Source organism: Exiguobacterium sp. s150 (genome assembly GCF_018618435.1).
GTDB classification, from domain to species: domain Bacteria; phylum Bacillota; class Bacilli; order Exiguobacteriales; family Exiguobacteriaceae; genus Exiguobacterium; species Exiguobacterium alkaliphilum.
This window is the reverse complement of sequence record NZ_JACSMC010000015.1, coordinates 39,111-61,293: the sequence shown is the minus strand read 5'-3', so window position 1 is coordinate 61,293 and position 22,183 is coordinate 39,111. Positions and strand designations below refer to the sequence as shown.

The 22,183-nt window shown below is 51.2% G+C and carries 21 protein-coding genes and 2 tRNA genes; 22 read left to right on the top strand and 1 reads right to left on the bottom strand.

Going from position 1 to position 22,183, the window contains the following annotated elements; genetic code table 11:
- The first annotated feature begins 141 nt into the window (after window positions 1-141).
- On the top strand, window positions 142-1,095 hold the full coding sequence (locus tag KNP76_RS09075; RefSeq protein ID WP_214844281.1) for a methyl-accepting chemotaxis protein: 954 nt from the start codon (window positions 142-144) through the stop codon (window positions 1,093-1,095).
- Between the two features lie 14 nt (window positions 1,096-1,109).
- Here KNP76_RS09075 and KNP76_RS09070 read toward each other — a convergent pair whose 3' ends face one another.
- The gene (locus tag KNP76_RS09070) at window positions 1,110-1,571 is read right to left on the bottom strand and encodes a hypothetical protein (RefSeq protein ID WP_246514140.1); all 462 of its coding nucleotides are present in this window, start codon (window positions 1,569-1,571) and stop codon (window positions 1,110-1,112) included.
- Window positions 1,572-1,752: 181 nt separating this feature from the next.
- On the opposite strand from KNP76_RS09070, the gene KNP76_RS09065 reads away from it, so the two are divergent.
- The 21 genes from KNP76_RS09065 (at window position 1,753) to KNP76_RS08965 (ending at window position 22,023) form a co-directional block, all read left to right on the top strand.
- A complete protein-coding gene (locus KNP76_RS09065) occupies window positions 1,753-3,399 on the top strand; it encodes a Na/Pi cotransporter family protein (protein WP_214844279.1) in 1,647 nt (548 codons plus the stop codon).
- Between the two features lie 108 nt (window positions 3,400-3,507).
- Window positions 3,508-3,581: transfer RNA gene (locus tag KNP76_RS09060), tRNA-Met, on the top strand.
- Window positions 3,582-3,588: 7 nt separating this feature from the next.
- Window positions 3,589-3,662: transfer RNA gene (locus tag KNP76_RS09055), tRNA-Ile, on the top strand.
- A gap of 113 nt (window positions 3,663-3,775) precedes the next feature.
- Entirely contained in the window at window positions 3,776-5,245 is a 1,470-nt protein-coding gene (locus KNP76_RS09050) for an alpha-amylase (protein ID WP_211779288.1), read from the top strand.
- 84 nt (window positions 5,246-5,329) lie between these two features.
- Window positions 5,330-5,938, top strand: a complete 609-nt coding sequence (locus tag KNP76_RS09045; RefSeq protein WP_034818078.1) for a superoxide dismutase — start codon at window positions 5,330-5,332, stop codon at window positions 5,936-5,938.
- Between the two features lie 155 nt (window positions 5,939-6,093).
- The gene (locus KNP76_RS09040) at window positions 6,094-8,154 is read left to right on the top strand and encodes a peptidoglycan D,D-transpeptidase FtsI family protein (protein WP_214844277.1); all 2,061 of its coding nucleotides are present in this window, start codon (window positions 6,094-6,096) and stop codon (window positions 8,152-8,154) included.
- A 152-nt stretch (window positions 8,155-8,306) separates the two neighbouring features.
- Entirely contained in the window at window positions 8,307-9,245 is a 939-nt protein-coding gene (locus KNP76_RS09035; protein ID WP_034818080.1) for a PstS family phosphate ABC transporter substrate-binding protein, read from the top strand.
- 83 nt (window positions 9,246-9,328) lie between these two features.
- Window positions 9,329-10,273 (top strand): phosphate ABC transporter permease subunit PstC, encoded by a 945-nt coding sequence (gene pstC, locus KNP76_RS09030; RefSeq protein ID WP_214844275.1) that lies wholly within the window; start codon window positions 9,329-9,331, stop codon window positions 10,271-10,273.
- 1 nt (window position 10,274) lies between these two features.
- On the top strand, window positions 10,275-11,186 hold the full coding sequence (pstA, locus tag KNP76_RS09025; RefSeq protein ID WP_034818081.1) for a phosphate ABC transporter permease PstA: 912 nt from the start codon (window positions 10,275-10,277) through the stop codon (window positions 11,184-11,186).
- Between the two features lie 103 nt (window positions 11,187-11,289).
- Window positions 11,290-12,051 (top strand): phosphate ABC transporter ATP-binding protein PstB, encoded by a 762-nt coding sequence (gene pstB / locus KNP76_RS09020; protein ID WP_051690389.1) that lies wholly within the window; start codon window positions 11,290-11,292, stop codon window positions 12,049-12,051.
- A 15-nt stretch (window positions 12,052-12,066) separates the two neighbouring features.
- Window positions 12,067-12,729: a phosphate signaling complex protein PhoU gene (phoU, locus tag KNP76_RS09015; RefSeq protein ID WP_211779290.1), complete on the top strand. Its 663-nt coding sequence runs from the start codon at window positions 12,067-12,069 to the stop codon at window positions 12,727-12,729.
- Between the two features lie 117 nt (window positions 12,730-12,846).
- Window positions 12,847-13,614 (top strand): DUF4912 domain-containing protein, encoded by a 768-nt coding sequence (locus tag KNP76_RS09010; RefSeq protein WP_214844268.1) that lies wholly within the window; start codon window positions 12,847-12,849, stop codon window positions 13,612-13,614.
- A gap of 14 nt (window positions 13,615-13,628) precedes the next feature.
- The gene (locus KNP76_RS09005) at window positions 13,629-15,812 is read left to right on the top strand and encodes a 1,4-alpha-glucan branching protein domain-containing protein (RefSeq protein WP_034818084.1); all 2,184 of its coding nucleotides are present in this window, start codon (window positions 13,629-13,631) and stop codon (window positions 15,810-15,812) included.
- A 101-nt stretch (window positions 15,813-15,913) separates the two neighbouring features.
- On the top strand, window positions 15,914-16,078 hold the full coding sequence (gene rpmG, locus KNP76_RS09000; RefSeq protein ID WP_255344260.1) for a 50S ribosomal protein L33: 165 nt from the start codon (window positions 15,914-15,916) through the stop codon (window positions 16,076-16,078).
- 54 nt (window positions 16,079-16,132) lie between these two features.
- The gene (locus KNP76_RS08995) at window positions 16,133-16,672 is read left to right on the top strand and encodes a 5-formyltetrahydrofolate cyclo-ligase (RefSeq protein ID WP_214844266.1); all 540 of its coding nucleotides are present in this window, start codon (window positions 16,133-16,135) and stop codon (window positions 16,670-16,672) included.
- Window positions 16,666-17,436 (top strand): DUF92 domain-containing protein, encoded by a 771-nt coding sequence (locus KNP76_RS08990; RefSeq protein ID WP_214844265.1) that lies wholly within the window; start codon window positions 16,666-16,668, stop codon window positions 17,434-17,436. Before KNP76_RS08995 ends, KNP76_RS08990 begins: the two co-directional genes overlap by 7 nt.
- Window positions 17,437-17,605: 169 nt before the next feature.
- Window positions 17,606-18,562, top strand: coding sequence for an L-lactate dehydrogenase (locus KNP76_RS08985; protein ID WP_214844263.1), 957 nt, complete (start codon window positions 17,606-17,608; stop codon window positions 18,560-18,562).
- 123 nt (window positions 18,563-18,685) lie between these two features.
- Window positions 18,686-19,738 (top strand): rhomboid family intramembrane serine protease, encoded by a 1,053-nt coding sequence (locus KNP76_RS08980; RefSeq protein WP_214844261.1) that lies wholly within the window; start codon window positions 18,686-18,688, stop codon window positions 19,736-19,738.
- A gap of 15 nt (window positions 19,739-19,753) precedes the next feature.
- The gene (locus KNP76_RS08975; protein ID WP_034818090.1) at window positions 19,754-20,776 is read left to right on the top strand and encodes a M42 family metallopeptidase; all 1,023 of its coding nucleotides are present in this window, start codon (window positions 19,754-19,756) and stop codon (window positions 20,774-20,776) included.
- On the top strand, window positions 20,773-20,967 hold the full coding sequence (locus KNP76_RS08970) for a YqgQ family protein (RefSeq protein ID WP_034805884.1): 195 nt from the start codon (window positions 20,773-20,775) through the stop codon (window positions 20,965-20,967). Before KNP76_RS08975 ends, KNP76_RS08970 begins: the two co-directional genes overlap by 4 nt.
- An 87-nt stretch (window positions 20,968-21,054) precedes the next feature.
- Entirely contained in the window at window positions 21,055-22,023 is a 969-nt protein-coding gene (locus KNP76_RS08965; protein WP_214844259.1) for an ROK family glucokinase, read from the top strand.
- Window positions 22,024-22,183: the final 160 nt, after the last annotated feature.

Sequence of the window (22,183 nt, the reverse complement as noted above, 5' to 3'; positions counted from 1 at the left end):
GATGTTTTTCACATCCGAACTCACGTTCATCCCATGCCTAAAGGCGGGCTATGCCCGGTATGGGCTTTCCTGCTCGTATAATCTGTAAACTTGTATGCTAAGTCATCTGAAATGTTGCACCTCGAGCGAGAATACAATACGTTGATTGAGTTATGGAACACTTCGATTCACATTTTGACGAAGACATCGATGGCACTTGAGTCGAGTTTACCTACGTTCACGAAACAGCTTGAACGAAACGCCGAACAGTTAATCGGGTTTCGAGAAGTGGCCACTTCATTAGAAGAGACGAGTGCGTCCTATCAGTTTTACACGAACGAGACGACGCATCGTTTTACCGACGTCACACGTCAGATTGACGAGTTAAATCAAGACATTCAACACGTTGACGAACAAGCGGAGGTACTGGTGAAGTTGTTGATGAACGAACGTTCGTCCTTCCATTCCTTGCACGGTGAGAGTCAGCAGTTCAAACAGAAAGCAGATGCAATTCAAAAGCGGTTGCTCGAAAGCGAAATCGTGTCAAAACAGGCCGAACATGCGTTGCGAACGATTGTATCGATGGCGGCGGCGACGAAAATGTTGGCGCTCAATGCATCGATTGAAGCGGCTCGCGCGGGCGAGCACGGGAAAGGGTTCGCTGTCGTCGCGAGCGAAGTGGGGCAACTGGCGAAAGTGACGAACGATGCCTCGATTTCAGCGGTTTCGGCAATCGAAGCAATGCGATTCGAGCGAGATGAGACACTAGGGGACTTAGAGCGATTCAATGCAGACATCGGGGATTTAGGGGATCAATTGACAAGACTGGAGTCAGGGATTGAGATGATTGACGCTAGTGTCCGGCGTCAGGTCGAATCGTATCAAGCGATTGGCGAGATGACGAGAGCGACGGGAGAGGAGCTGTCACAGATGGCGCGGGCGGTTGAGCCGCTCGAAGAAGTCGGGCAGGCACTTGAAGAGAAATTACAAAGTTTTTATAACGGAGTCGACGTGTTTTCCGACGCACAGACGACGTTACACGTCGCAGGTGTAGAACTTCGTGCGCAGAGTCAACACGTCCATGACGTCCTCCATACGCTGCAACCGATACATTAAGACAACCGAGACCGTTAACGGGATCTCGGTTGTCTTTTGTTTGGGACAGGTGCACGAAGTAGCGGCCATGTGACATAGACGACGAGAATGAGCAGTCCGCCAGTGAACCAATCAGGTACGGCATGATAGAGCAGAATCACGATGAACATCGGGACGATCGTCATGGCGACTGTATACGGCCAAGCTTGTCGATACGGCCAAGCCTTCTGTTGGCGCATTCTCGTGACGAGCTGGACGTAAAGCGAGACGAACGCGACCGTCATCATATAGAAGAAAAAGATGGCGAAGCCGTGTAAGAACAGCCACATCGGCGCGAAGAAATCAGGCTGTAATATGATGTAATCGACGAGCGTGACGAGAACGGTGAAGCCGATACTCGCGAGCATGTAAGCGTGGAGCGGGGCGAGACGTAGTCTGAGCGCTCGTTTCGTAGGAACGAGACTATGGCGTAAAAAAGCGGCAGTCGAGGTAAGCATAAGTTGAAACTCCTATCTGTTATAATACAATTTTAAAAAATAGATAAAAACAAGTACAGTGGTTTAATAAAACCTTAACATTAAACGTGTTTACATTCGGCGGGTGAAGAAGGCATAATGAGTAGGGCATTAATAACCAAGCAAACACAACCAATTCACAATCAAAAGGAGTACAAAAATCGTGGAATACAATTTGCAAGAAATGTTATTCATGTTTTTTGGAGGTTTAGGGATCTTCCTCTTCGGAATCAAATCGATGGGAGACGGCCTTCAAAAGTCAGCAGGAAATCGTCTGCGCGACATCCTTGATAAGTATACAACGAATCCATTTCTCGGGGTACTCGCCGGGATTATCGTAACCGTTTTGATTCAATCGTCGTCAGGTACGACCGTCATCACGGTCGGACTCGTCAGCGCCGGCTTCATGACGCTCCGTCAAGCGATCGGGGTCATCATGGGGGCGAACATCGGGACGACCGTCACGGCGTTCATCATCGGTTTCGATGTCGGTGCATACGCACTTCCGATGATTGCAGTCGGTGCCGTCTTCTTATTCTTCTTTAAGAAAGAAAAGTTCCAACATCTTGGACAAGTCATGTTCGGACTCGGTGCACTTTTCTACGGTCTTGAACTCATGGGTGACGGGATGCGTCCACTCCGTTCAAGCGAATACTTTATCGATTTGACACAATCGATGAGTGAAAACCCGTTCCTCGGCGTCATCGTCGGTACGGTATTCACGGTTCTCGTTCAGTCGTCTTCTGCGACGATCGGGATTTTGCAAGAGCTTTACGCGGGTGGATCAATCGAACTCGATGCAGCCCTCCCGGTATTGTTCGGTGACAACATCGGAACGACGATTACGGCTATCCTTGCCTCAATCGGTGCTTCAGTGGCGGCACGCCGCACAGCAGCGGCACACGTTATCTTTAACTTGATTGGTACAGTGATCTTCTTGGTCATCTTGCCACTCTTCACACAATATATTTTCTGGATCACAGACCTTCTCGCCATCGAGTCGAAAATGCAAATCGCATTCGCTCACGGTACGTTCAACGTAGCGAACACGTTCATCCAGTTCTGGTTCATCGGAGCGATTGCTTGGATGGTGACGAAACTCGTACCGGGCGAAGATTCAATCGTCGATACGAAGGCACAGCATTTAGACCCAATCTTCATCCAACAATCACCTTCTATCGCTGTCGAACAAGCGAAATACGAAGTGATTCGCATGGGTGACTTCGCGAAGCTTGGCTTGGACGAGGCACGCAATTACATGGCGACTGGCGACAAGAAACACTCTGAAAAGTCAGCGCACATTGAAGAAGCGCTTAACTCGCTCAACGCGAAAATCACAGATTATCTCGTCAAACTCGCTGCGGTCGATTTGACAGAGCAAGAATCACAAGAACATAAGACGCTCATGCATGCAATCAATGACATCGAACGAATCGGAGACCATGTCGAAAACATCATCGAATTGATTGACTACAAGACGGCGACTCGCGTGACACTCTCGGAAGACGCGCAAAAAGAGTTGACGGAGATGTACGATTTGACTCGTTCCACGCTTGAAAAGTCGCTTCAAACACTTGCTAGCGGGGATATGAACGAAGCCCGACAAGTAATCGAGATGGAAGCGAAACTCGATATGCTCGAGCGTCAGTTCCGTAAAAATCACGTCGTCCGTCTCAATACGGGTGAATGTGACGGCCAAGCCGGCATGTTCTTCGTCGATATGCTCTCGAACTTGGAGCGCATCGGTGACCATGCGATGAACATCACAGAAATCACGCTTGAAGATGCCAACAACGAAATGACTGTCTAACGCCTAACCTTCGTCCACGCACTCGTGGACGAAGGTTTTTTTTCGAGTTCTCTTAATTTGATTGACAGTGGGTCTATCATTCAGTATATTATTACTGTATAACAACATGGCGGTGTAGCTCAGCTGGCTAGAGCGTACGGTTCATACCCGTGAGGTCGTGGGTTCGACTCCCTCCGCCGCTATTCATAAGGACCCTTAGCTCAGCTGGTTAGAGCAGACGGCTCATAACCGTCCGGTCGTAGGTTCAAGTCCTACAGGGTCCATTGTTGACAGCTTTCTTATATGAAAGCTGTTTTTTTTGTTTTCAAAGTCGTAGATGTGGGTAAATATTCGTTAGCATTTTGTTTTTTGAAAAATATGAAATGAGGCGAATGAGATGGAACGAAATCATACGATGATGCAATTCTTTGAGTGGCATGTCCCGGCTGACCAGAAGCATTGGAAACGGTTGAAAGAACGGGCCGAGGAATTGAAAGAAGCTGGCATTACAGCGTTCTGGTTGCCCCCGGTCACGAAAGGTCAGAGTAATGAGGACACAGGGTATGGCATTTATGATTTGTATGATTTGGGCGAGTTTGATCAAAAAGGAACGGTCGCCACGAAATATGGAACAAAACAAGAGCTGCTCGAAGCGACGGAACACGTCCAGTCGCTCGGGATGCAAGTGTATATGGATGTCGTCTTGAACCATAAGGCTGGGGCGGATGCGACAGAGAAGTTTGACGTGCTCGAAGTCGACCCGGAAGACCGGACGAAAGTCTTGTCTGAAGAGCCGTTCGAGATCGAGGGGTGGACGAAATTCGACTACGAGGCACGCAATAACAAATACTCTTCATTCAAGTGGAACTTCCATCATTTCAACGGGACGGACTACGACGCGGCGACGGAACATAGTGGCATCTTCTTCATTCTCGGGGAAAACAAGAAGTGGAACGATAACGTCGATGACGAGTTCGGGGTATACGATTACTTGATGTTTGCCAATATCGACTATCACCATCCGGAAGTGCGAGAAGAAGTGCTCCATTGGGGCAAATGGTTCATCGAAGAGACGAAATGTGACGGCTTCCGGCTCGATGCGATCAAACACATCAACTATGATTTCGTTAAAGAGTTCAGCCAGACGATGAAAGATGAGAAAGGGGAAAACTTCTACCTCGTCGGTGAGTTCTGGAAGTCCGAGCTCGAAGATTGCCGTGCTTTCCTCGACAACATCGATTATCAGGTCGACTTGTTCGATGTGCCGCTTCATTACAACTTACAGCGCGCGTCCGTCGAAGGGGAATCGTTCGACATGCGGACAATTTTTGACGATACGCTCGTCCAGTCACACCCACTCCACTCGGTCACGTTTGTTGATAACCACGATTCCCAGCCGGCCGAAGCGCTCGAATCATGGGTCGAGGATTGGTTCAAACAAATCGCATACGGTCTAATCTTGCTTCGTCAAGACGGTTACCCGTGCGTGTTTTATGGCGATTACTACGGCATCAACGGACCACATCCGTCCGATGGGAAGAAAGAAGCGATCGACCCGCTCCTTTACGCCCGTCGTGAGAAAGCGTATGGCCAACAAGACGACTATTTCGATAACGAGCATGTCATCGGCTGGGTCCGACATGGTGTGGAAGAAATCGAGCGCTCCGGCTGCGCCGTCATCATCTCGAACTCGGAAGAGGCTGAGAAGCAGATGTTCGTCGGGGAACATCGCGCCGGAGAGAAATGGGTCGACTTGACGAATACGGTCGACGCGGTTGTCGAGATTGATGAAGACGGAAATGGGGTATTTAAAGTGGCGGCAGGGTCAATCTCGGTATGGGCGTTGCCGGAAGCGGACGTCGAGTAAAGCATTACAATTGAGAATGCCGTCACAAATCTGTTACATTTAGAACGAACGTTGTTCACACCAAATTTAAGGGGGATTTTAGTTATGGCTAAATTTGAATTACCACAACTTGATTACGCATACGATGCACTCGAACCACACATTGACGCACGCACGATGGAAATCCACCACTCGAAGCACCACAACACGTATGTCACGAACGTAAACAATGCACTCGAAGGAAAAGACGTGGAGTATTCTTCACTCGAAGAATTGCTTCAAAACCTCGATTCACTTCCTGCTGACATTCAAACGGCCGTCCGCAACAACGGTGGCGGACATTGGAACCACTCGTTCTTCTGGAAATTGCTCAAGAAAAATGAGAACGGGGCGCCATCTGGCGAACTCGCGTCAGCAATCGACGAAGCGTTCGGCAGCTTCGACGCGTTTAAAGATGAGTTCGCGAAAGCGGCAGCTGGTCGCTTCGGGTCAGGCTGGGCTTGGCTCGTCGTGAAAAACGGCAAGCTCGAAGTCACATCGACACCGAACCAAGATTCACCGATCATGGAAGGCGTTCAGCCGATTCTCGGACTCGACGTTTGGGAGCACGCGTACTACTTAAACTACCAAAACCGTCGTCCAGATTACATCCAAGCATTCTTCCACGTCATCGACTGGGATTATGTGGCGAAGCTCTACGCAGACGCGAAATAACCAGATTTCCCGAGATTCTGTCGAATCTCGGGATTTTTTATACATTTAATTATTTTGTAAACAAATTATGATATAGTGAAAAACGAGTCGAAAATAGAAGTTAACACAGCACCTATACTTATAGAAGAAATTGATTGAGGAAGGAGACAACGGAATTGGCCAGAAACCGCGTGAACGTACCGAAAAAACGGCGCAACCACCTTCCGTTACGCTTGAATTTACTATTCTTTATCGTATTCATCTTGTTCGCGACACTCATCTTCCGATTAGGCGTCGTCCAAATCGTCAACGGGGAATTGATTGCCCGTGAAGTCCAGAAGACGGAATCGAGTAAAATCAAATACGAGGTGCCGCGCGGAAAGATTTATGATCGAAACGGGCAAGTGCTCGCGGATACGATTTCGAACTACTCCGTCATGTATCGTCGCTCGCAAGTGACGAAAGCGGATGAACGGCTCGATGTCGCCCTCAAACTTGCAGAGATTTTGGACGTACCCGAAAAAGATCGCAAAGTGACAGAGCGTGACCGCAAGGATTATTGGATCGCCATCGATCCAGAGCGGTCCCAGGAACGAGTCCAAACGCTACTCGCCGACTTGTCCGAGGAAGAGCGGGCGGCGTTATCGAATCAGGACGTCGACCAATTATTGCTCGATTCAATCACGGATGAAGAGATTACGTTTGATGATGCGACAGAAGAGATTATCGCCATCAAACATAACATGGAGTCGGGCTACGCTCTCGACCCGCAGCTGATTAAAGTCGGGGCCTCACCGAAAGAGATGGCCTTGATTGAAGAGAACTTGGAACTGTTGCCTGGTGTCAGCGTCGAACCGTATTACGAGCGGGAATATCCGTTCGATGAGACGTTCAGAAGCTTCTTAGGAAGCTATCGTCAAATCCCGGCCGAACAACGAGCTTCTTATCAGGCGAAAGGATATGGACTGAACGACCGTGTCGGGACGTCCTACTTAGAGCAACAATATGAAGACGTCCTTCGCGGGACGCCTGCATACGATGTGTTCACAACGTATAAAGGTGAACCGGTCGGGGAACCAACTCGCGTGAGCGGGAACCCGGGTAAAGATATCGTTTTGTCGACTGATATCGAATTCCAAAAAGAAGTCGACGAGATATTGAAGAAGGCGATTCGGGCCGGGCGTTCGGGAAGTCCTCATTTCGACCGCGCGTTCGCTGTCGTCATGAACCCGCAAACGGGTGAACTACTCGCTTTGTCAGGGCAAGAGCTTGATTTAGAGACGAATGAGTTCAAAGATGTCTCGACGGGGACCGTACTCCGTGCCAGCCAAATCGGGTCAACCATCAAAGGGGCGACCGTCGCGTTCGGTCTCGAAGAAGGGGTCATTCGCCCAGGCGAATACATTTATGACACCCCGATTCGGATTGGGTCGTCGTTAAAATCTTCATATCGTAACAACATGGGGAACATTAACGACCTCGACGCGCTCGCCTTGTCGTCGAACATCTACATGTTCCAAATCGCTCTTCGTCTCGCGGACTACTATTCGACCGGCCAAATCGTCGGAGACAACGTGACCGAGGCGTTCAATACGATGGAACATTACTACAAACAGTTTGGCCTCGGAATCGAGACAGGGATCGACCTCCCGTATGAATCAATCGGATTCCGTAGTGTACCGGACCGTGTCACGCTCCTCATGGACATGTCGATCGGTCAGTTCATCTCGTATACGCCGATTCAATTGGCGCAGTATACGTCGACGCTCGCGAACGGTGGATACCGGATTCAACCGCATTTATTGAAGGAAATCATCGAACCGGGTTCGCTCGACGAGTCGAACAAACAAGTCGTCAGCACGTTCCAACCGAATGCGCTCAATAAAGTCGACATCCGTGATGAATTCATTCAACGGGCGCGCCAAGGCTTCCGACAAGGGGTCGAGAGCGGAACGTCTCGTATCCTGCAACAGACGGGAATCACGGCGGCAGGGAAGACCGGTACCGCTGAAGCGATCGCAGAAGGGCCGGATGGTCAAGCGAAGCGCAACGCGAACGGGGAACCGATCGAGACGCTCAACTTGAACCACGTCGGCTGGGCGCCGTATGATGACCCGGAAATCGCCTGGGCCATCATCATGCCAGGGCTCGAGGCAGAAGGGATCAACATCCGTGTCGCACACGACATCATGAAGGCGTACTTTGATTTAGAAGACGTCCAAGCACAGCTCCAGTAAAGAAGTCACTTCGGTGGCTTCTTTTTTTGTCTTTACAATTCTTTTACGTTCCGTTTATTTCTCGTTAATAGTAGTTTATTAGGATGTTAATTGTAGGACAGAGCAAGGAAGCTACAACACAAATCAAAGCAAACTCAAGGAGGACGTCAGAAATGTCTTGGATGAAAAAATCAGCTTTACTCGCTTCAATCACTTCGGTTGCACTCGTAGGTGCAGCCTGTGGGAACAATGAAGAAGGAAATGGCGCAGCCGAAGGTGACGCACTTTCAGGAAAAGTCGTCATGGACGGATCGTCAACCGTATTCCCGATCATGGAAGCTGTCGCTGAAGAATTCTCGGCAGAGCAACCAGACGTTGAAGTGACGGTCGGTGTGTCTGGGACGGGTGGCGGATTCAAACGCTTCGTAACAGGCGAGACAGACTTCTCGAACGCATCACGTGAAATCAAAGAAGAAGAAGCGGCGGAAGCGGAAGCGAACGGCGTGGAGTTTACACAACTATCGGTCGCACTTGATGGACTTTCACTCGTCGTCAACCCTGAGAACGACTGGGCACAAGACATCACAATCGATGAGTTAAACAAAATGTGGACAGACACGAACGTGAAGACGTGGCAAGACGTTCGTTCGGACTGGCCGGATGAAGAAATCACATTCTTCGCACCAGGTAAAGATTCTGGAACGTTCGACTTCTTTAACGAAGCGGTGCTTGACGACACAGACATCCGTCAAGACGCACAGTTGTCAGAAGATGATAACGTCCTCGTCACTGGGGTAGCTGGAACGAAAGGTGCAATCGGGTTCTTCGGTTACGCGTACTACATCGAGAACGAAGGCACGCTTCGCGCGTTGGCGGTCGAAGGGGTAGAGCCGAACCAAGAGACAATCAACGACTTGTCTTACCCGCTCTCACGTGAGATTTACACGTACGTTAACAACGCGTCATTGAACGAAAAACCACAAGTTGCAGCGTTCGCACGATTCTTGAACGAGAACGCGGCCGAGTTGTCGGAAGAAGTTGGCTACGTCGGAATGGAACAGGCACGTTACGACGAGAACGCCGGTATCATCGACGAGCTCGCCGGAGAATAAGTAGGCAATCGGTGGAAGGCGAGAGTCGATCTCGCCTTCTCGCCGTGCTTTCTAGTATGAAGAGGTAGGGAGCGATACACGAGATGAATCAACCAAACAAAGATTTTTCGATTCGAGAGATGATCGAATCCAATAAACAAAAAAAATACAGTACGACGAACGTATTTGATAAAGTCATGCCGTTCTTACTATTCTTGAGCGCATTCGTGTCGGTCGTTACGACCATCGGCATCGCCTTGACGCTCGGATTTGAACTGTTCAAGTTTTTCGAACGTGTCCCGGTCAGCGAGTTCCTCGGATCGACCGAATGGTATCCGCTAAGTGCCGATCCACGCTTTGGCGTCTGGGCGCTCGTCGCCGGTACGTTGAAGATCACCGTCATCGCGATGATCGTCGCGGTACCGCTCGGCCTTGCTTCTGCGGTTTATTTAAGTGAGTACGCCTCGGAACGGGCACGTACGATTTTAAAGCCAATCCTTGAAGTACTCGCAGGGGTTCCGACCATCGTCTTTGGATTCTTCGCCTTGTCATTTGTCACGCCAATCTTGCAGGCGCTCATTCCGGGCTTAAAGATTTATAACGCCCTCAGCCCAGGGATTGTCGTCGGAATCATGATTATCCCGATGATTGCCTCGATTTCGGAAGACGCGATGAGCGCCGTACCGAAAAAGATTCGTGACGGTGCGCTCGGACTCGGTGCGACGCGACTTGAAGTGGCCGTAAAAATCGTTATGCCAGCCGCCCTCTCAGGTATCATCGCCTCGATCGTGCTCGGTATGAGCCGTGCCATCGGGGAGACGATGATCGTAACAATCGCCGGTGGATCGCAGCCGAACTTCGAGTTCAACCCGCTCAACGCGATTCAAACGATGACCGCTTATATCGTCCAAATCGCCAAAGGTGACGCCGGATATGGCACGATTGAATATTACAGTATCTATGCGGTCGGTGCGTTATTGTTCGTCTTCACGCTCGTGATGAACTTGTTCGCCAACTGGGTGACGCGCCGCTTCAGAGAGGAGTACTAATATGGCATTGCCGAACAGTGAGTTCAAGAATGGAAAGAACTATATCGACCATGAGACGGTTTCCCGTCGCATCAAGAGTCGGTTACGATTAAATGAGATTTTTAAATATGTATTTTTGGCGGGTCTCGTGTTCGCCTTACTCGTCTTGTCGACGCTCATCTATGACGTCGTGACAAAAGGTGGCGGTTGGGTCAACCTCGACTTCCTACGGAACTTCCCGTCACGCCGTGCGGCCCAGGCCGGCCTCTACCCGGCGTTGATTGGTACGCTTTGGCTCATGATGCTCATCGTACCGATGGTGTTCATCGTCGGGGTCGGTGCAGCGATTTATCTAGAAGAATACGCCCCTAAAAATCGGGTCACGTCGTTCATCGAAGTGAACATCTCGAACTTGGCCGGTGTCCCGTCAATCGTCTTCGGTTTGCTCGGTCTCACGTTCTTTGTCCGGACGGCGGGCTTTGGGAACTCGGTCTTGACCGGGGCGTTGACGCTCGGGCTGATGAGTTTACCGATCGTCATCGTCGCGTCGCAAGAAGCGCTACGTTCCGTCAAGATGGAACTACGTCACGCCTCGCTCGCGCTCGGTGCCTCGAAGTGGCAAACGACGTTCAACGTCGTGTTGCCGTCGGCACTCCCAGGGATCATCACCGGTATCATTTTGGCCGTGTCCCGTGCAATCGGTGAGACGGCACCGCTGATCATGATTGGGGCGGCGACGTTCATTTCAACGACACCGAACAATATTTTCTCTGACTTCACGGCACTGCCGATTCAAATCTATAACTGGACGAGCCGTCCGCAAGCTGAATTCCAAAACTTGGCCGCAGCCGGAATCATCGTCTTGATGACCGTGCTCATCACGATGAACTCGGCCGCAATCTATATCCGGAACAAGTATACGAACCGACATTGATGTCGAAGCAGTAACGAGGAGGACTCTCGAGATGATGAAACAAAAAGAACAAAAAGGAGCTCACAACGTGAACACTACGACGATTCAACCGACTGAGACGGTGATGCAAAAGGACAGCGCCTACGTCGTGAATAACCTCAACTTATGGTATGGGGACGACCAAGCGTTAATCGACGTCAACCTAGACATTAAAAAGAATGAAGTGACGGCCATCATCGGCCCGTCCGGTTGCGGGAAATCGACGTTCATTAAAACGTTGAACCGGATGGTCGAGCTCATCCCGTCTGTTCGGACGAACGGGGAGATTCTATATCATGGCCGCAACATCTTCGATCGCGACTATCGGGTCGAAGACCTCCGTACATCGGTCGGAATGGTGTTCCAACAGCCGAACCCGTTCCCGAAGTCGGTCTATGACAACGTCGCTTACGGGCCACGGACACACGGCATCAAAAACAAGAAAGTACTCGATGAGATTGTCGAACGTTCGCTCCGAGGAGCAGCGATTTGGGACGAAGTGAAGGATCGCTTGAACGAGAACGCCTACGGTCTCTCAGGCGGTCAGCAACAGCGTCTCTGTATTGCCCGGACACTCGCGATTGAACCGGACGTCATCCTCATGGACGAACCAACGTCGGCACTCGACCCGATTTCGACACTCAAAGTCGAAGAGCTCGTCCAAGAGTTGAAAGAAAAGTATTCAATCATCATCGTCACGCACAACATGCAACAAGCGGCGCGCGTGTCAGACAAGACGGCATTCTTTTTGAACGGGGAAGTCGTCGAATTCGATGCGACCGACAAAATCTTCTCGAATCCAACGGACAAGCGGACTGAAGATTACATCTCAGGCCGGTTCGGTTAAAAAGGGGAGACAAACATGGCACAAAATCGCACATTTTTTGATACGAAGTTGATTGATTTAGAAGACAAAGTAGTGAAGCTCGCCAATCTGACGATGCGTCAGACGGCGACGGCAATCGAGGTGCTTGAAAAACACGACCTCACGCTCGCCCAGACCGTCATCGACAACGACAATGAGCTCGATGACCTCGAACTTGAAATCAATGATGAGGCCATCCTACTGATTGCGAAGCAACAACCGGTCGCGACCGATCTTCGTCGCTTGATCGTCACGATGAAGTCGGCGACCGACCTTGAGCGCATCGCGGATTACGCGACGAACATCGCGAAAGCCGTCACACGCATTGAGCACGTCCCGTACGTCCTCGATATCCGACCGCTCAAACAGATGGCCGAACAATTGATCGATATGCTTGAACTCGCGACACGCGCCTATCGCAAAGGGGAAGTGAGCCGGGTCCGTGAATTGAACGAGATGGATAAGGTGATTGATGACTTGAATTTGCAGGTCATCAAACAATACATCGGTAATCTTCCGAACATGACGGTCGGCACGAACGATGTTTATGAGTTTTCGAACATTGCTCGCTACCTTGAACGGATGGGTGACCACGTCACCAATTTCGGAGAACATTTGATATTCCTTGAAAAAGGGAAACATTATGATTTAAATCAGTGACAAAAGTGGTAAAGGACAACAGACATGTTGTTCTTTACTTTTTTTGTGCAGGAAATCACGGAACAAAGACGAATAGTAAACTACATGCATTTTTTTTAGGAAGGGAGCCACATATAGATGGAAGAGAAAATCGTGTCCTTGAAGGAAAAAGGGCTTACGTTAAAACAGATTGCAGAACAATTAGACATGCCAATCGGAAAAGTCCAATATGCTTGGCGAAAATGGCGTGCCCAACATGGGGACGTCACAGCAGCTACGGCCGCACCGACACGAAAGGCCGAAGGGAAGAAACAGATGAAATCTAGCAAGAAGGCAACTAAATCAAAATCAACGAAGCAAGTCGCGTCATCGCTTCAGTCCAATGCATCACATCACTCACCGCTCCTTGAACAGGCACCAGAAGGGTATTGGAAGCTTCCTGACCGTTATGATGCCGATTTGATGCATGCTGTGGTCCAATCACCAAATTCGGTGTACGTCTTTTGGGAAGTATCGGACGCCGTGAAAGAGACGCTTGCGATGCAATTTATGCGCCCGTGGGAAGATTTGCCGAAAGCGTTCCGTATTTTAGATGTCACGCTCCTCGACTATACGAGCGGGCACGCGAACCGTTCATACACGTTCGAGTTGCCGGAAATGACGAATAGCTGGTTCGTGCGTCCGCTCGACCCGAACACGACATACGTGTTCGAGTTTGGTATCCGGACGATGGAAGGCGAATTCTTACCGCTCGTGGCCACGACTCCGCTCGACACACCTCGGACAGAACCGGCTGGAGTCGGGCGATTCGCCGAACCGGTCCGTCGTTGGCAATACGGTGAAGTCGAATCACCGGAACTACTCGACACGTTACCTAAATACGCTGCATACCGATTCGTGCGCTAAGGAGGACTTTTTAGATGAAACCAGGTTATTTTTCACTCGTCCTTCATGCCCACCTTCCGTACGTCCGGCATGAAGAAGAACATCGTTTAGAAGAGAGATGGGTGTACGAAGCCATCTCCGAGACATATATCCCGATTTTATGGCAAGTCGATCGCTTAAAGCGGCCGCTCAATTGGACGGTCAGTATCTCACCGCCAGTCGTGGAGATGCTCGCCGACCCGCTCGTCCAAGACCGATACGTCGCCCATTTAGATGAGATGCTCGAACTGATTGCGCTTGAACTGTCCGGGGAACGAAGCGAGGCGGAAGTCGGCACGCTCCATTTCTACGAGCGTCGCTACCAAGATTTGAAGAACACGTTCCTGCATTGGGATAAAAACTTGAACCAGGCGTTCCGTACATATCGTGAGCACGGATACATCGACATGGTGACGTGTACGGCGACACATGGTTTCAACCCGCATCTGTTCACCGACCAAGCCGCCCGAACCGAGATTCGCAGTGGTCTGAACTGCTTCGAGCGTCATTACGGATTCCGTCCGACCGGCATTTGGTTGCCAGAATGTGCCTACACGCCTGGAGTCGATCGCATCTTGTACGAGGAAGGGGTACGCTATACGTTCGTCGATGAACACGCCCTCCTTGATGCCGACCCGACACCGAGCAAAGGCATCGGGGCACCGGTCTATTCACCGCATGGGGTGGCGCTCTTCCCACGCGACCAAATCATCTCCGGTAAAATTTGGAGTTCGATGATCGGATACCCGGGTCACCCGGACTATCGTGAATTTTATCGCGACCTCGCCTATGACCGCGATTGGGATTACATCCAGTCGTTCATGCATCCGGAAGGGATCCGGTTCGATACCGGCTTGAAGATGCATCGCATCACCGGCGATACAGACGAGAAAGATTATTACGTCCGTGATTGGGCGGAACATCAAATCGCAAACCATGCGACCGACTTCGCCGAGACGCTCGAAGCGCATCTCGAGGCGCACGGTGCTCAAACGTTCCCACCGTTTCTCGTCACGGCACCATTTGACGCGGAGCTGTTCGGGCACTGGTGGTTCGAAGGACCTGAGTTTTTAGGGCAAGTCGCAGAGCGGCTTGAACAGTTCGGGATTGAGACGATCACGCCGGCGTTGTTCCTCGAACGTCATTTCCAAGACCTTGAGACGGTCCACGTATCGATGAACACGTGGGGACGTAAAGGCTATGGGGACGTCTGGATCAACGAGCGCAACGAATGGATGTTACGGCACCTTCACATGATGGAAACGCAACTCGTCAAAGACGTGGCCGATTATCGAGGTACGTCACCGCTCGCCGACCGCGCACTGAAACAATTGATTCGGCATTATGTGCTTGCCGTCTCGAGCGACTGGGCGTTCATCTTGGACGGACAGACGACGGCACAGTATGCAGCGGATCGTTTCCGTGAACATACCCGCCTCTTCGCTGAACTTGAGACTGCCCTCTATGAGAATAAGCTGACAGACGAGGTGCTCGACGCACACTTCCGTGCGTATCCGTTCTTGCAGGACGAAGACCTTGAAGTCGACACGTTCCTCTCGCCACACGACTACTATGTGACGAAAGAACGTGAGGCGGAAGCTGACGCGATTCTCGTCTTGACTCCAGAATATACGGGCAACGTCGTCGGTGGCCTCGGACAACGCGTCGTCGAAGAAGTGGAGGCGCGAGCGAAACAAGGTGAAACGATGTATGTCCTTACCCCTTATAAAGAAGGGTTGCTCGAGTACGAACGTCATGACAACGTCCACGTCTATCGCGTCCGCTTGACGAGCCCGTTTTTAGAGCATGTGATGAATCAAGTCGCCGCACAAAACGTCGGTTACGTGAAGCTCGTCCATGAACTCGTTAACGCGGTCCGTTTCAAAGCCGTTCATCATTTTGATTGGATGACGATTCCGGCGGCACGTTCACTTGCGAAATCGCTGGCTGTTCCGTTATACTCAACTATGTTGTCATTTGAAACGACGCGCAATCCCCATGGTCATGGTGGCTTGTTCGATGCGATTCATCGAATTGAGAACAGTGTCCTTGCCGAGGCGGACACCGTCTATGTCGGTGCCGACGTCTCAATCGATGAGCTCGCTTCGCGCTATGCGGTCAAAGATAACGTCACAAACTGCTTGTCGCTCGATGCTTCGCCGTACAAGCAGAACGTTTGAAAAAGTACGTGAAAACACCTTGCTTTTTCAATAAAAAATTGGTAGGATAATTGAGTATGCTTAGACTGTAAAGCAAAAGCACTTGATACAACATCAGTAAGATGGGAGTGAACGAAATGCGCGTTAAAATCACACTAGCTTGCACAGAAACAGGCGATCGCACGTACATCACGAAGAAAAACAAACGTAACAACCCTGAGCGCCTCGAATTGCGCAAATACAACCCACGTCTCCGCCGTCACACGCTTTATCGCGAAGTGAAATAATGAGACTGGCCGTCACTCATGTGGCGGCCTTTTTTTTCGAAAGGAGCGAGTGATATGGATGCGAAACAAGCACTCAGACGAGCGGTACATGCTCGGATTGCTGAATTAGCTAATCGCGATGAGGCCGATGCCGCCATCGTACATAACGTGATGAGACTACCGGAGTGGATCGAGGCGAAGGCGGTTGCCCTGACCCTCTCGTTCGGACTTGAGGTCAACACACGGCCATTGATTGAAGCAGCTTGGCAGGCAGGAAAAACGGTACTCGTGCCGAAAGTAACGACAGAGGGGCTCACGTTCCATCGAATCGAGTCTTATGATGACCTCGAACCTGGGGTCATGGGGATATTAGAGCCGACGACCCAACAAGTCGACGGTGACGTCGACTTATGCGTCGTCCCGGGGCGTGTGTTCAACCGCTCTGGCTACCGAATCGGATGGGGCGGGGGATATTACGACCGCTTTCTGGCGTCGTATGCCGGCCGAACGCTATCCCTTGCCTACAGTGTCCAAGTGTTAGACGACATACCAATTGAAGCGCATGACATTCCGGTCGGAGTGATCGTGTCGGAAAGGGAATTGATTCGATGTTAGCCATATTTCTCGTAACCTGCTTGGTCGCCTATGCCGGATACCGGCTGAAGTCGCTCACGTTATCCGGTGCCGTATTGACAGTCGTAACGGGGACGGTGATTGGCTATGGTTTCGGCTGGTTCGGTCTCTATTTACTAGGCGTGTTCTTCTCGACATCTTCGCTCGCCTCGAAGTATCGTGCCGTCGACAAGGCGCCGGTCGATGAAATCGTTGAAAAATCCGGTCCCCGTGACTACGTCCAAGTGCTCGCAAACGGCGGAATTGGCATGTTAACCGCGCTCGCGATGGCATACACGTCGAACGAGGCATGGCTCTATGCCTACATTGTTTCGATTGCCGCAGCGACGAGTGACACGTGGGGCTCTGAGTTCGGTGTGCTCGCAAAGCGAAAGCCGCGCTCCATCCTCACGTTTCGACCGGTCGAACCGGGGACGAGCGGCGGTGTGTCACTATATGGGACGGTCATGTCGATTGTTGGAGCCGCCACAATCGTGTTGGCGACCTATCCGTTTATGACGCTCGATTTCGAAGTGACGCTCGCGTTAATCGCACTCGGGTTGATTGGTAGCGTCGTGGATACGTTGCTCGGCGCGACCGTCCAACGGAAGTACCGATGCCGGGTATGTGGAAAGCAGACCGAGAAGCAGACGCACCACGGAGAAGCGACCGAATACGTCAAAGGTTGGCATTGGCTCGGAAACGATGCGGTCAACTTCGCTTCGATTACGGCCGCCGCCTTGATTTGTTTTTTCGTCTTCGGATAAGGGTAGTACAGTGAATGAAGATGTTTCAAACGAATGTGAATTTCGTCACAATATCGCCAAAGTGAAAACGGTTTCTATTGTAGTGAGTATTTGTGAATGATGTTACAATCTTTATGTAACAGATATTACTAAAACATGAAACAGATTGTTCGAAGGGTGGAGAATCAACATGGAAACATTAAATCATGCAAAAGTAACACGCGTCGCGCTCGTCGGTGCCGGTGCAGTCGGTGCGAGCTTCGCATACCAATTGACGACAGCGAGCCTTTGTGAAGAACTCGTAATCATCGATATTAACAAAGCCAAAGCAGAAGGGGAAGCCATGGATTTGAATCACGGCGTCTCGTTCGCTTCTTCACCGATGCGTGTATGGGCCGGGGATTATGCGGACTGTGGGGCGGCAGATATCGTCGTGATCACGGCAGGGGCACCGCAAAAGCCGGGTGAAACGCGTCTTGACCTCGTCGAGAAGAACGCGAAAATCATGAAGTCGATGATTGGGGAAATCATGGCATCAGGATTTGACGGGATAATCATCATCGCATCGAACCCGGTCGACATCATGACCCACTTGGCATGGAAATATTCTGGACTTCCGAAACATCGCGTCTTCGGATCAGGCACGGTGCTCGACACGTCACGTCTCCGTTACATGCTCGGTGATTACTTCAACGTCGACCCGCGCAACTGTCACGCGTACATCATGGGTGAGCACGGGGACACGGAGTTCGCGGCATGGAGTAACGCCCGAATCTACGGCAAGTCGATCGAGCAGTTGCTTGAAGAGAACGACGAATACACGTGGGAAGACCTTGAAGATATCTATGTCAACGTCCGTGATGCGGCTTATCATATCATCGAGCGTAAAGGCGCGACGTATTATGCGATTGGTCTCGGACTGCTTCGCCTCGTCAAAGCAGTGCTTCGGAACGAGAACACGCTTCTCACGGTCGGGGCCTACTTGGACGGTGAGTACGGTCTACATGACATTCATATCGGCGTCCCGGCCATCATCAACCGCCAAGGGGTGCGCCAAGTCGTCGAAATCGAATTGTCTGAAGAAGAGAAACAAAAGATGCACCATTCAGCAGACGTCTTGATGAAGACGATGCAGCCCGTGCTATAAGTGAACGAGAGAGTGCAGCCGGCTTCATGCCGGCTGTTTTTTTGACGGGCATATAAGGGAGGTCTCCTTTTTGTCGCCGCTTCTGAATTGGATTACAATTATAGGGAAGGGAGGGGATTTCAGATGACGAGCTCATTTTGGGAAGACATCTATCAGAACGTGTTGGCGGGGGGGCGCGTCGAAGGGATCCTCGAGCCGTCTCGGGCGCTACTCTTGTTTGACACGAAAGCGGGAGACGTCTATCACCTGTACATAAGGACCGATAAGGCGTGGGCTAACCACGTCGGGATGGACATCGAGGCGATTATGAATTCGTTCCGCCTTGCCCGTCTAGGGAAGAGTAAGTTACGCATCCATCTGTATGGGGAGCCGCTCGTCGACGAAGAGCGAGTCGCGTCGCTCACGTTCAAGATTCCGGCGAAAGTGACGATTGAGCGGCATATCACGTCAGAAGACATCGGGGAGGCCGACTATCGTCCGCTCGCGCTCGCGCTTGATCAGGAGCGCAAAGCGGAATTGAAACGACGGTTTGCGTTTGGGAAGCCGCAGGCGGTGTATGTATTTATGTTTGTGACGTTTTTCATCATGTGGCTTGCCGAGTCGGTCGGGTCGACGCTCGACCCGAACACGCTCATTCGATTCGGGGCGAAAGTGAATCCGTTGATTGACGAAGGGGAGTGGTGGCGTCTTCTGACGCCAATGTTCCTCCACATCGGTTGGTTCCATTTCGGCATCAACATGTTCGCGCTCTGGTCGCTCGGGCCGCTCGTGGAACGGATGTACGGGTCGCCGCGCTTCGTCATCATTTATCTGTTGGCAGGCATCATCGCGTCGACGGCGTCGTATGCGTTCAGTGATGCCATCTCGGCAGGTGCGTCGGGTGCGCTTTTTGGACTCGTCGGCGCCTTGCTCTACTTTGGGATTCGGGATCGATCACTTTTTATGAAGACACTCGGTCCGCCGTTATTCATTATGTTAGGATTGAATGTAGGACTTGCGTTCGTACTCGGGGCAAGCCTCGACCATTCCGCCCACGCCGGCGGTCTCGTCGGCGGCTTCTTGATGGCGGGTGTCGTCGGTCTCCCGGACGAGACGCGATACATGCGACGCGTCGTGTTCCTCGTTAGCGCAGTCGCGCTTACTGTCGCCTGTTTCCTGTATGGCTATTATCGATGACAAAGGGGTAATCAAATGATTGATACGTTGAAACAACTTGTAGAAATACCGAGTCCGTCGGGGATGACCGATGAAGCGATTGAGTTTGTCGAGCAACAGCTCGCGAAGCTCGACGTAAAGACGAAACGTCTGAATAAAGGGGCGCTCCTTGCCACGTTCGACGGAAAGGTGGGCCCGGCCCGCTTGCTGACGGCACACGTCGACACACTCGGGGCGATGGTGAAAGAGATTTTACCGAGCGGCCGCCTTCGCCTCACGCAAGTCGGCGGTTATGCGTGGACGGCGATTGAGGGGGAGAACTGTCTTGTGCACCGCGAGTCGAATGAAGCGGTCGAAGGGACGATTTTGGTCCATCAATCGAGTGTCCACGTCTATCGAGATACGAATAGCGCCGAACGCTCTGCCTCGAACATCGAGGTCCGGCTCGATGCTGACGTTCATTCTGAGGAAGATGTGCGAGCGCTCGGCATTGAAGTCGGAGATTTCGTCTCGTTCGATCCCCGTTTCAAGCAAACGGACACAGGATACATCAAGTCACGTCATCTCGACGATAAGGCATCGGTGGCGATTTTGCTCGATTTGGCCCGTGACCTCGTTGCCGCCGAGTTGCCGCATCCGGTCCACTACTTGATCTCGAACTATGAGGAAGTTGGCTTTGGCGGCAACGCCGGGATTCCGGACGATGTCGTCGAATATATCGCCGTCGATATGGGGGCACTTGGAGACGGTCAACACTCGGACGAGTATACGGTCTCGATTTGTGCCAAAGACTCGTCTGGTCCGTACGATTTAAAGTTACGTCGCCAATTCACTTCGATTTGCAGAGACGAAGGCATCGCATTCAAAATCGACGTCTATCCTTTTTATGGTTCGGATGCATCAGCGGCAGTCAGTGCCGGCCATGACGTTCGGCACGCCCTCGTCGGCCCGGGAATCGAGTCGAGCCATAGTTACGAACGGACACACGTTTCTTCGCTCGAGGCGACACGTAAGCTGTTGCATCGATACGTACTCTCGCGAATGGAGGGGCATGTATGAAAAACTTCTATGACGTGCAACAGTTTTTGAAAGGATTTGGGACCATCATTTACATTGGTGAGCGGGATGCTGAAATCAGCTTGATGATGATGGAACTAGATGAACTTCATGCGGGTGGCATCATCGAGCAGCGCGATTATGACACGGCAAAGATCATTTTGACACATGAATTAAAAAATTCGATAGATTGACAGAAAAACCCCTTGTGCAAATGTTTGCACAAGGGGTTCGATAGTGTAAACTATTGGATGAAAGCGATTTATTTGACATGAGGAGTGATGGATATGAAATGGTTATTAGGAATCGACATCGGTGGTACGACGGTGAAAATGGCCGTCCTTGATATGAATGGCATCATTTCGGACAAGTGGGAGATTACGACAGATATTCGTGAGAACGGGGTACATATTCCAAAAGATATCGCGACTTCTTTCAATGCTTATCTTGTAGAATCAGGAAAGTCTAAAGAGGACTTTGCCGGGGCCGGCATCGGGGCACCAGGATTCATCAACTTCTCGGAGGGGATTGTCGAGTATTCACCGAACATCGGATGGAAAAACTTTGCGCTCGTCAGCGAGTTCGAGAAAGCGGTCGGATTGCCGGCTGTTCTCGAGAACGATGCGAACGCGGCCGCGCTCGGCGAGATGTGGAAAGGTGCCGGAGAAGGGGCGTCGGAGCTCCTCGCCGTCACGCTCGGTACAGGCGTCGGAGGCGGTGTCATCACGAATGGAAACATCGTCCACGGGGCAGCGGGAATGGCCGGGGAAATTGGACATATCACCGTCGAGCGTGATACGGCAAAAGCGGTCAAGTGTGGATGTGGCCGCACCGGATGCATCGAGACGATCGCCTCGGCGACGGGCGTCTCGCGTTTGGCGCTACAAAAACGTAAAAATCGGACAACGTCTTTGAATGAATTGAAAGAAGTGACCGCTCGCGATGTGTTCGAAGCGTACAAAGCGAACGATGAAGTGGCAACCGAAGTCGTCGAAGAGATGACGGAATACCTCGGTCTGACGATTTCGAATATCGCCAACACGCTCAACCCGAAGATCATCGTCATCGGTGGCGGCGTCTCGAAAGCGCGTGAAGCACTCCTTGAACCGCTCGATGCCCAGTTCAAACGATTCGCGCTCGAACGCGTGTATGAGTCGACGACGTTCAAAATTGCGGAACTCGAAAACGATGCCGGTGTCATCGGTTGCGCCTGGCTCGCCCGGAAACACTTCTTGCCGAAACGCGTCTAACTCGATGTCAGACTGCCACGCCTATGCGACTCGCATAGGCGTGTTTTTTACGTGGAACGGGTATTGGGTAATGTAAATTTTGTAATCGTGGAGTTGATTTTTTGTTAAAAAAGGGGTAAGATTTGAACTTGATGCTGGACTGATACCGTTCGTGAAAAAG

Excerpts from the sequence above, each read along its gene's own strand:
- KNP76_RS09050 (WP_211779288.1), top strand. The coding sequence starts at position 3,776 with ATGGAACGAAATCATACGATGATGCAATTCTTTGAGTGGCATGTCCCG.
- pstA (WP_034818081.1), top strand. The coding sequence starts at position 10,275 with ATGGCATTGCCGAACAGTGAGTTCAAGAATGGAAAGAACTATATCGAC.
- KNP76_RS08995 (WP_214844266.1), top strand. The coding sequence starts at position 16,133 with ATGGATGCGAAACAAGCACTCAGACGAGCGGTACATGCTCGGATTGCT.
- KNP76_RS09070 (WP_246514140.1), bottom strand. The coding sequence starts at position 1,571 with ATGCTTACCTCGACTGCCGCTTTTTTACGCCATAGTCTCGTTCCTACG.
- KNP76_RS09035 (WP_034818080.1), top strand. The coding sequence starts at position 8,307 with ATGTCTTGGATGAAAAAATCAGCTTTACTCGCTTCAATCACTTCGGTT.
- pstB (WP_051690389.1), top strand. The coding sequence starts at position 11,290 with ATGCAAAAGGACAGCGCCTACGTCGTGAATAACCTCAACTTATGGTAT.
- KNP76_RS09005 (WP_034818084.1), top strand. The coding sequence starts at position 13,629 with ATGAAACCAGGTTATTTTTCACTCGTCCTTCATGCCCACCTTCCGTAC.
- KNP76_RS08970 (WP_034805884.1), top strand. The coding sequence starts at position 20,773 with ATGAAAAACTTCTATGACGTGCAACAGTTTTTGAAAGGATTTGGGACC.
- KNP76_RS08975 (WP_034818090.1), top strand. The coding sequence starts at position 19,754 with ATGATTGATACGTTGAAACAACTTGTAGAAATACCGAGTCCGTCGGGG.
- KNP76_RS08980 (WP_214844261.1), top strand. The coding sequence starts at position 18,686 with ATGACGAGCTCATTTTGGGAAGACATCTATCAGAACGTGTTGGCGGGG.
- KNP76_RS08990 (WP_214844265.1), top strand. The coding sequence starts at position 16,666 with ATGTTAGCCATATTTCTCGTAACCTGCTTGGTCGCCTATGCCGGATAC.
- KNP76_RS09045 (WP_034818078.1), top strand. The coding sequence starts at position 5,330 with ATGGCTAAATTTGAATTACCACAACTTGATTACGCATACGATGCACTC.
- KNP76_RS09010 (WP_214844268.1), top strand. The coding sequence starts at position 12,847 with ATGGAAGAGAAAATCGTGTCCTTGAAGGAAAAAGGGCTTACGTTAAAA.
- pstC (WP_214844275.1), top strand. The coding sequence starts at position 9,329 with ATGAATCAACCAAACAAAGATTTTTCGATTCGAGAGATGATCGAATCC.
- phoU (WP_211779290.1), top strand. The coding sequence starts at position 12,067 with ATGGCACAAAATCGCACATTTTTTGATACGAAGTTGATTGATTTAGAA.
- KNP76_RS08965 (WP_214844259.1), top strand. The coding sequence starts at position 21,055 with ATGGATATGAAATGGTTATTAGGAATCGACATCGGTGGTACGACGGTG.
- KNP76_RS08985 (WP_214844263.1), top strand. The coding sequence starts at position 17,606 with ATGGAAACATTAAATCATGCAAAAGTAACACGCGTCGCGCTCGTCGGT.
- rpmG (WP_255344260.1), top strand. The coding sequence starts at position 15,914 with ATGGGAGTGAACGAAATGCGCGTTAAAATCACACTAGCTTGCACAGAA.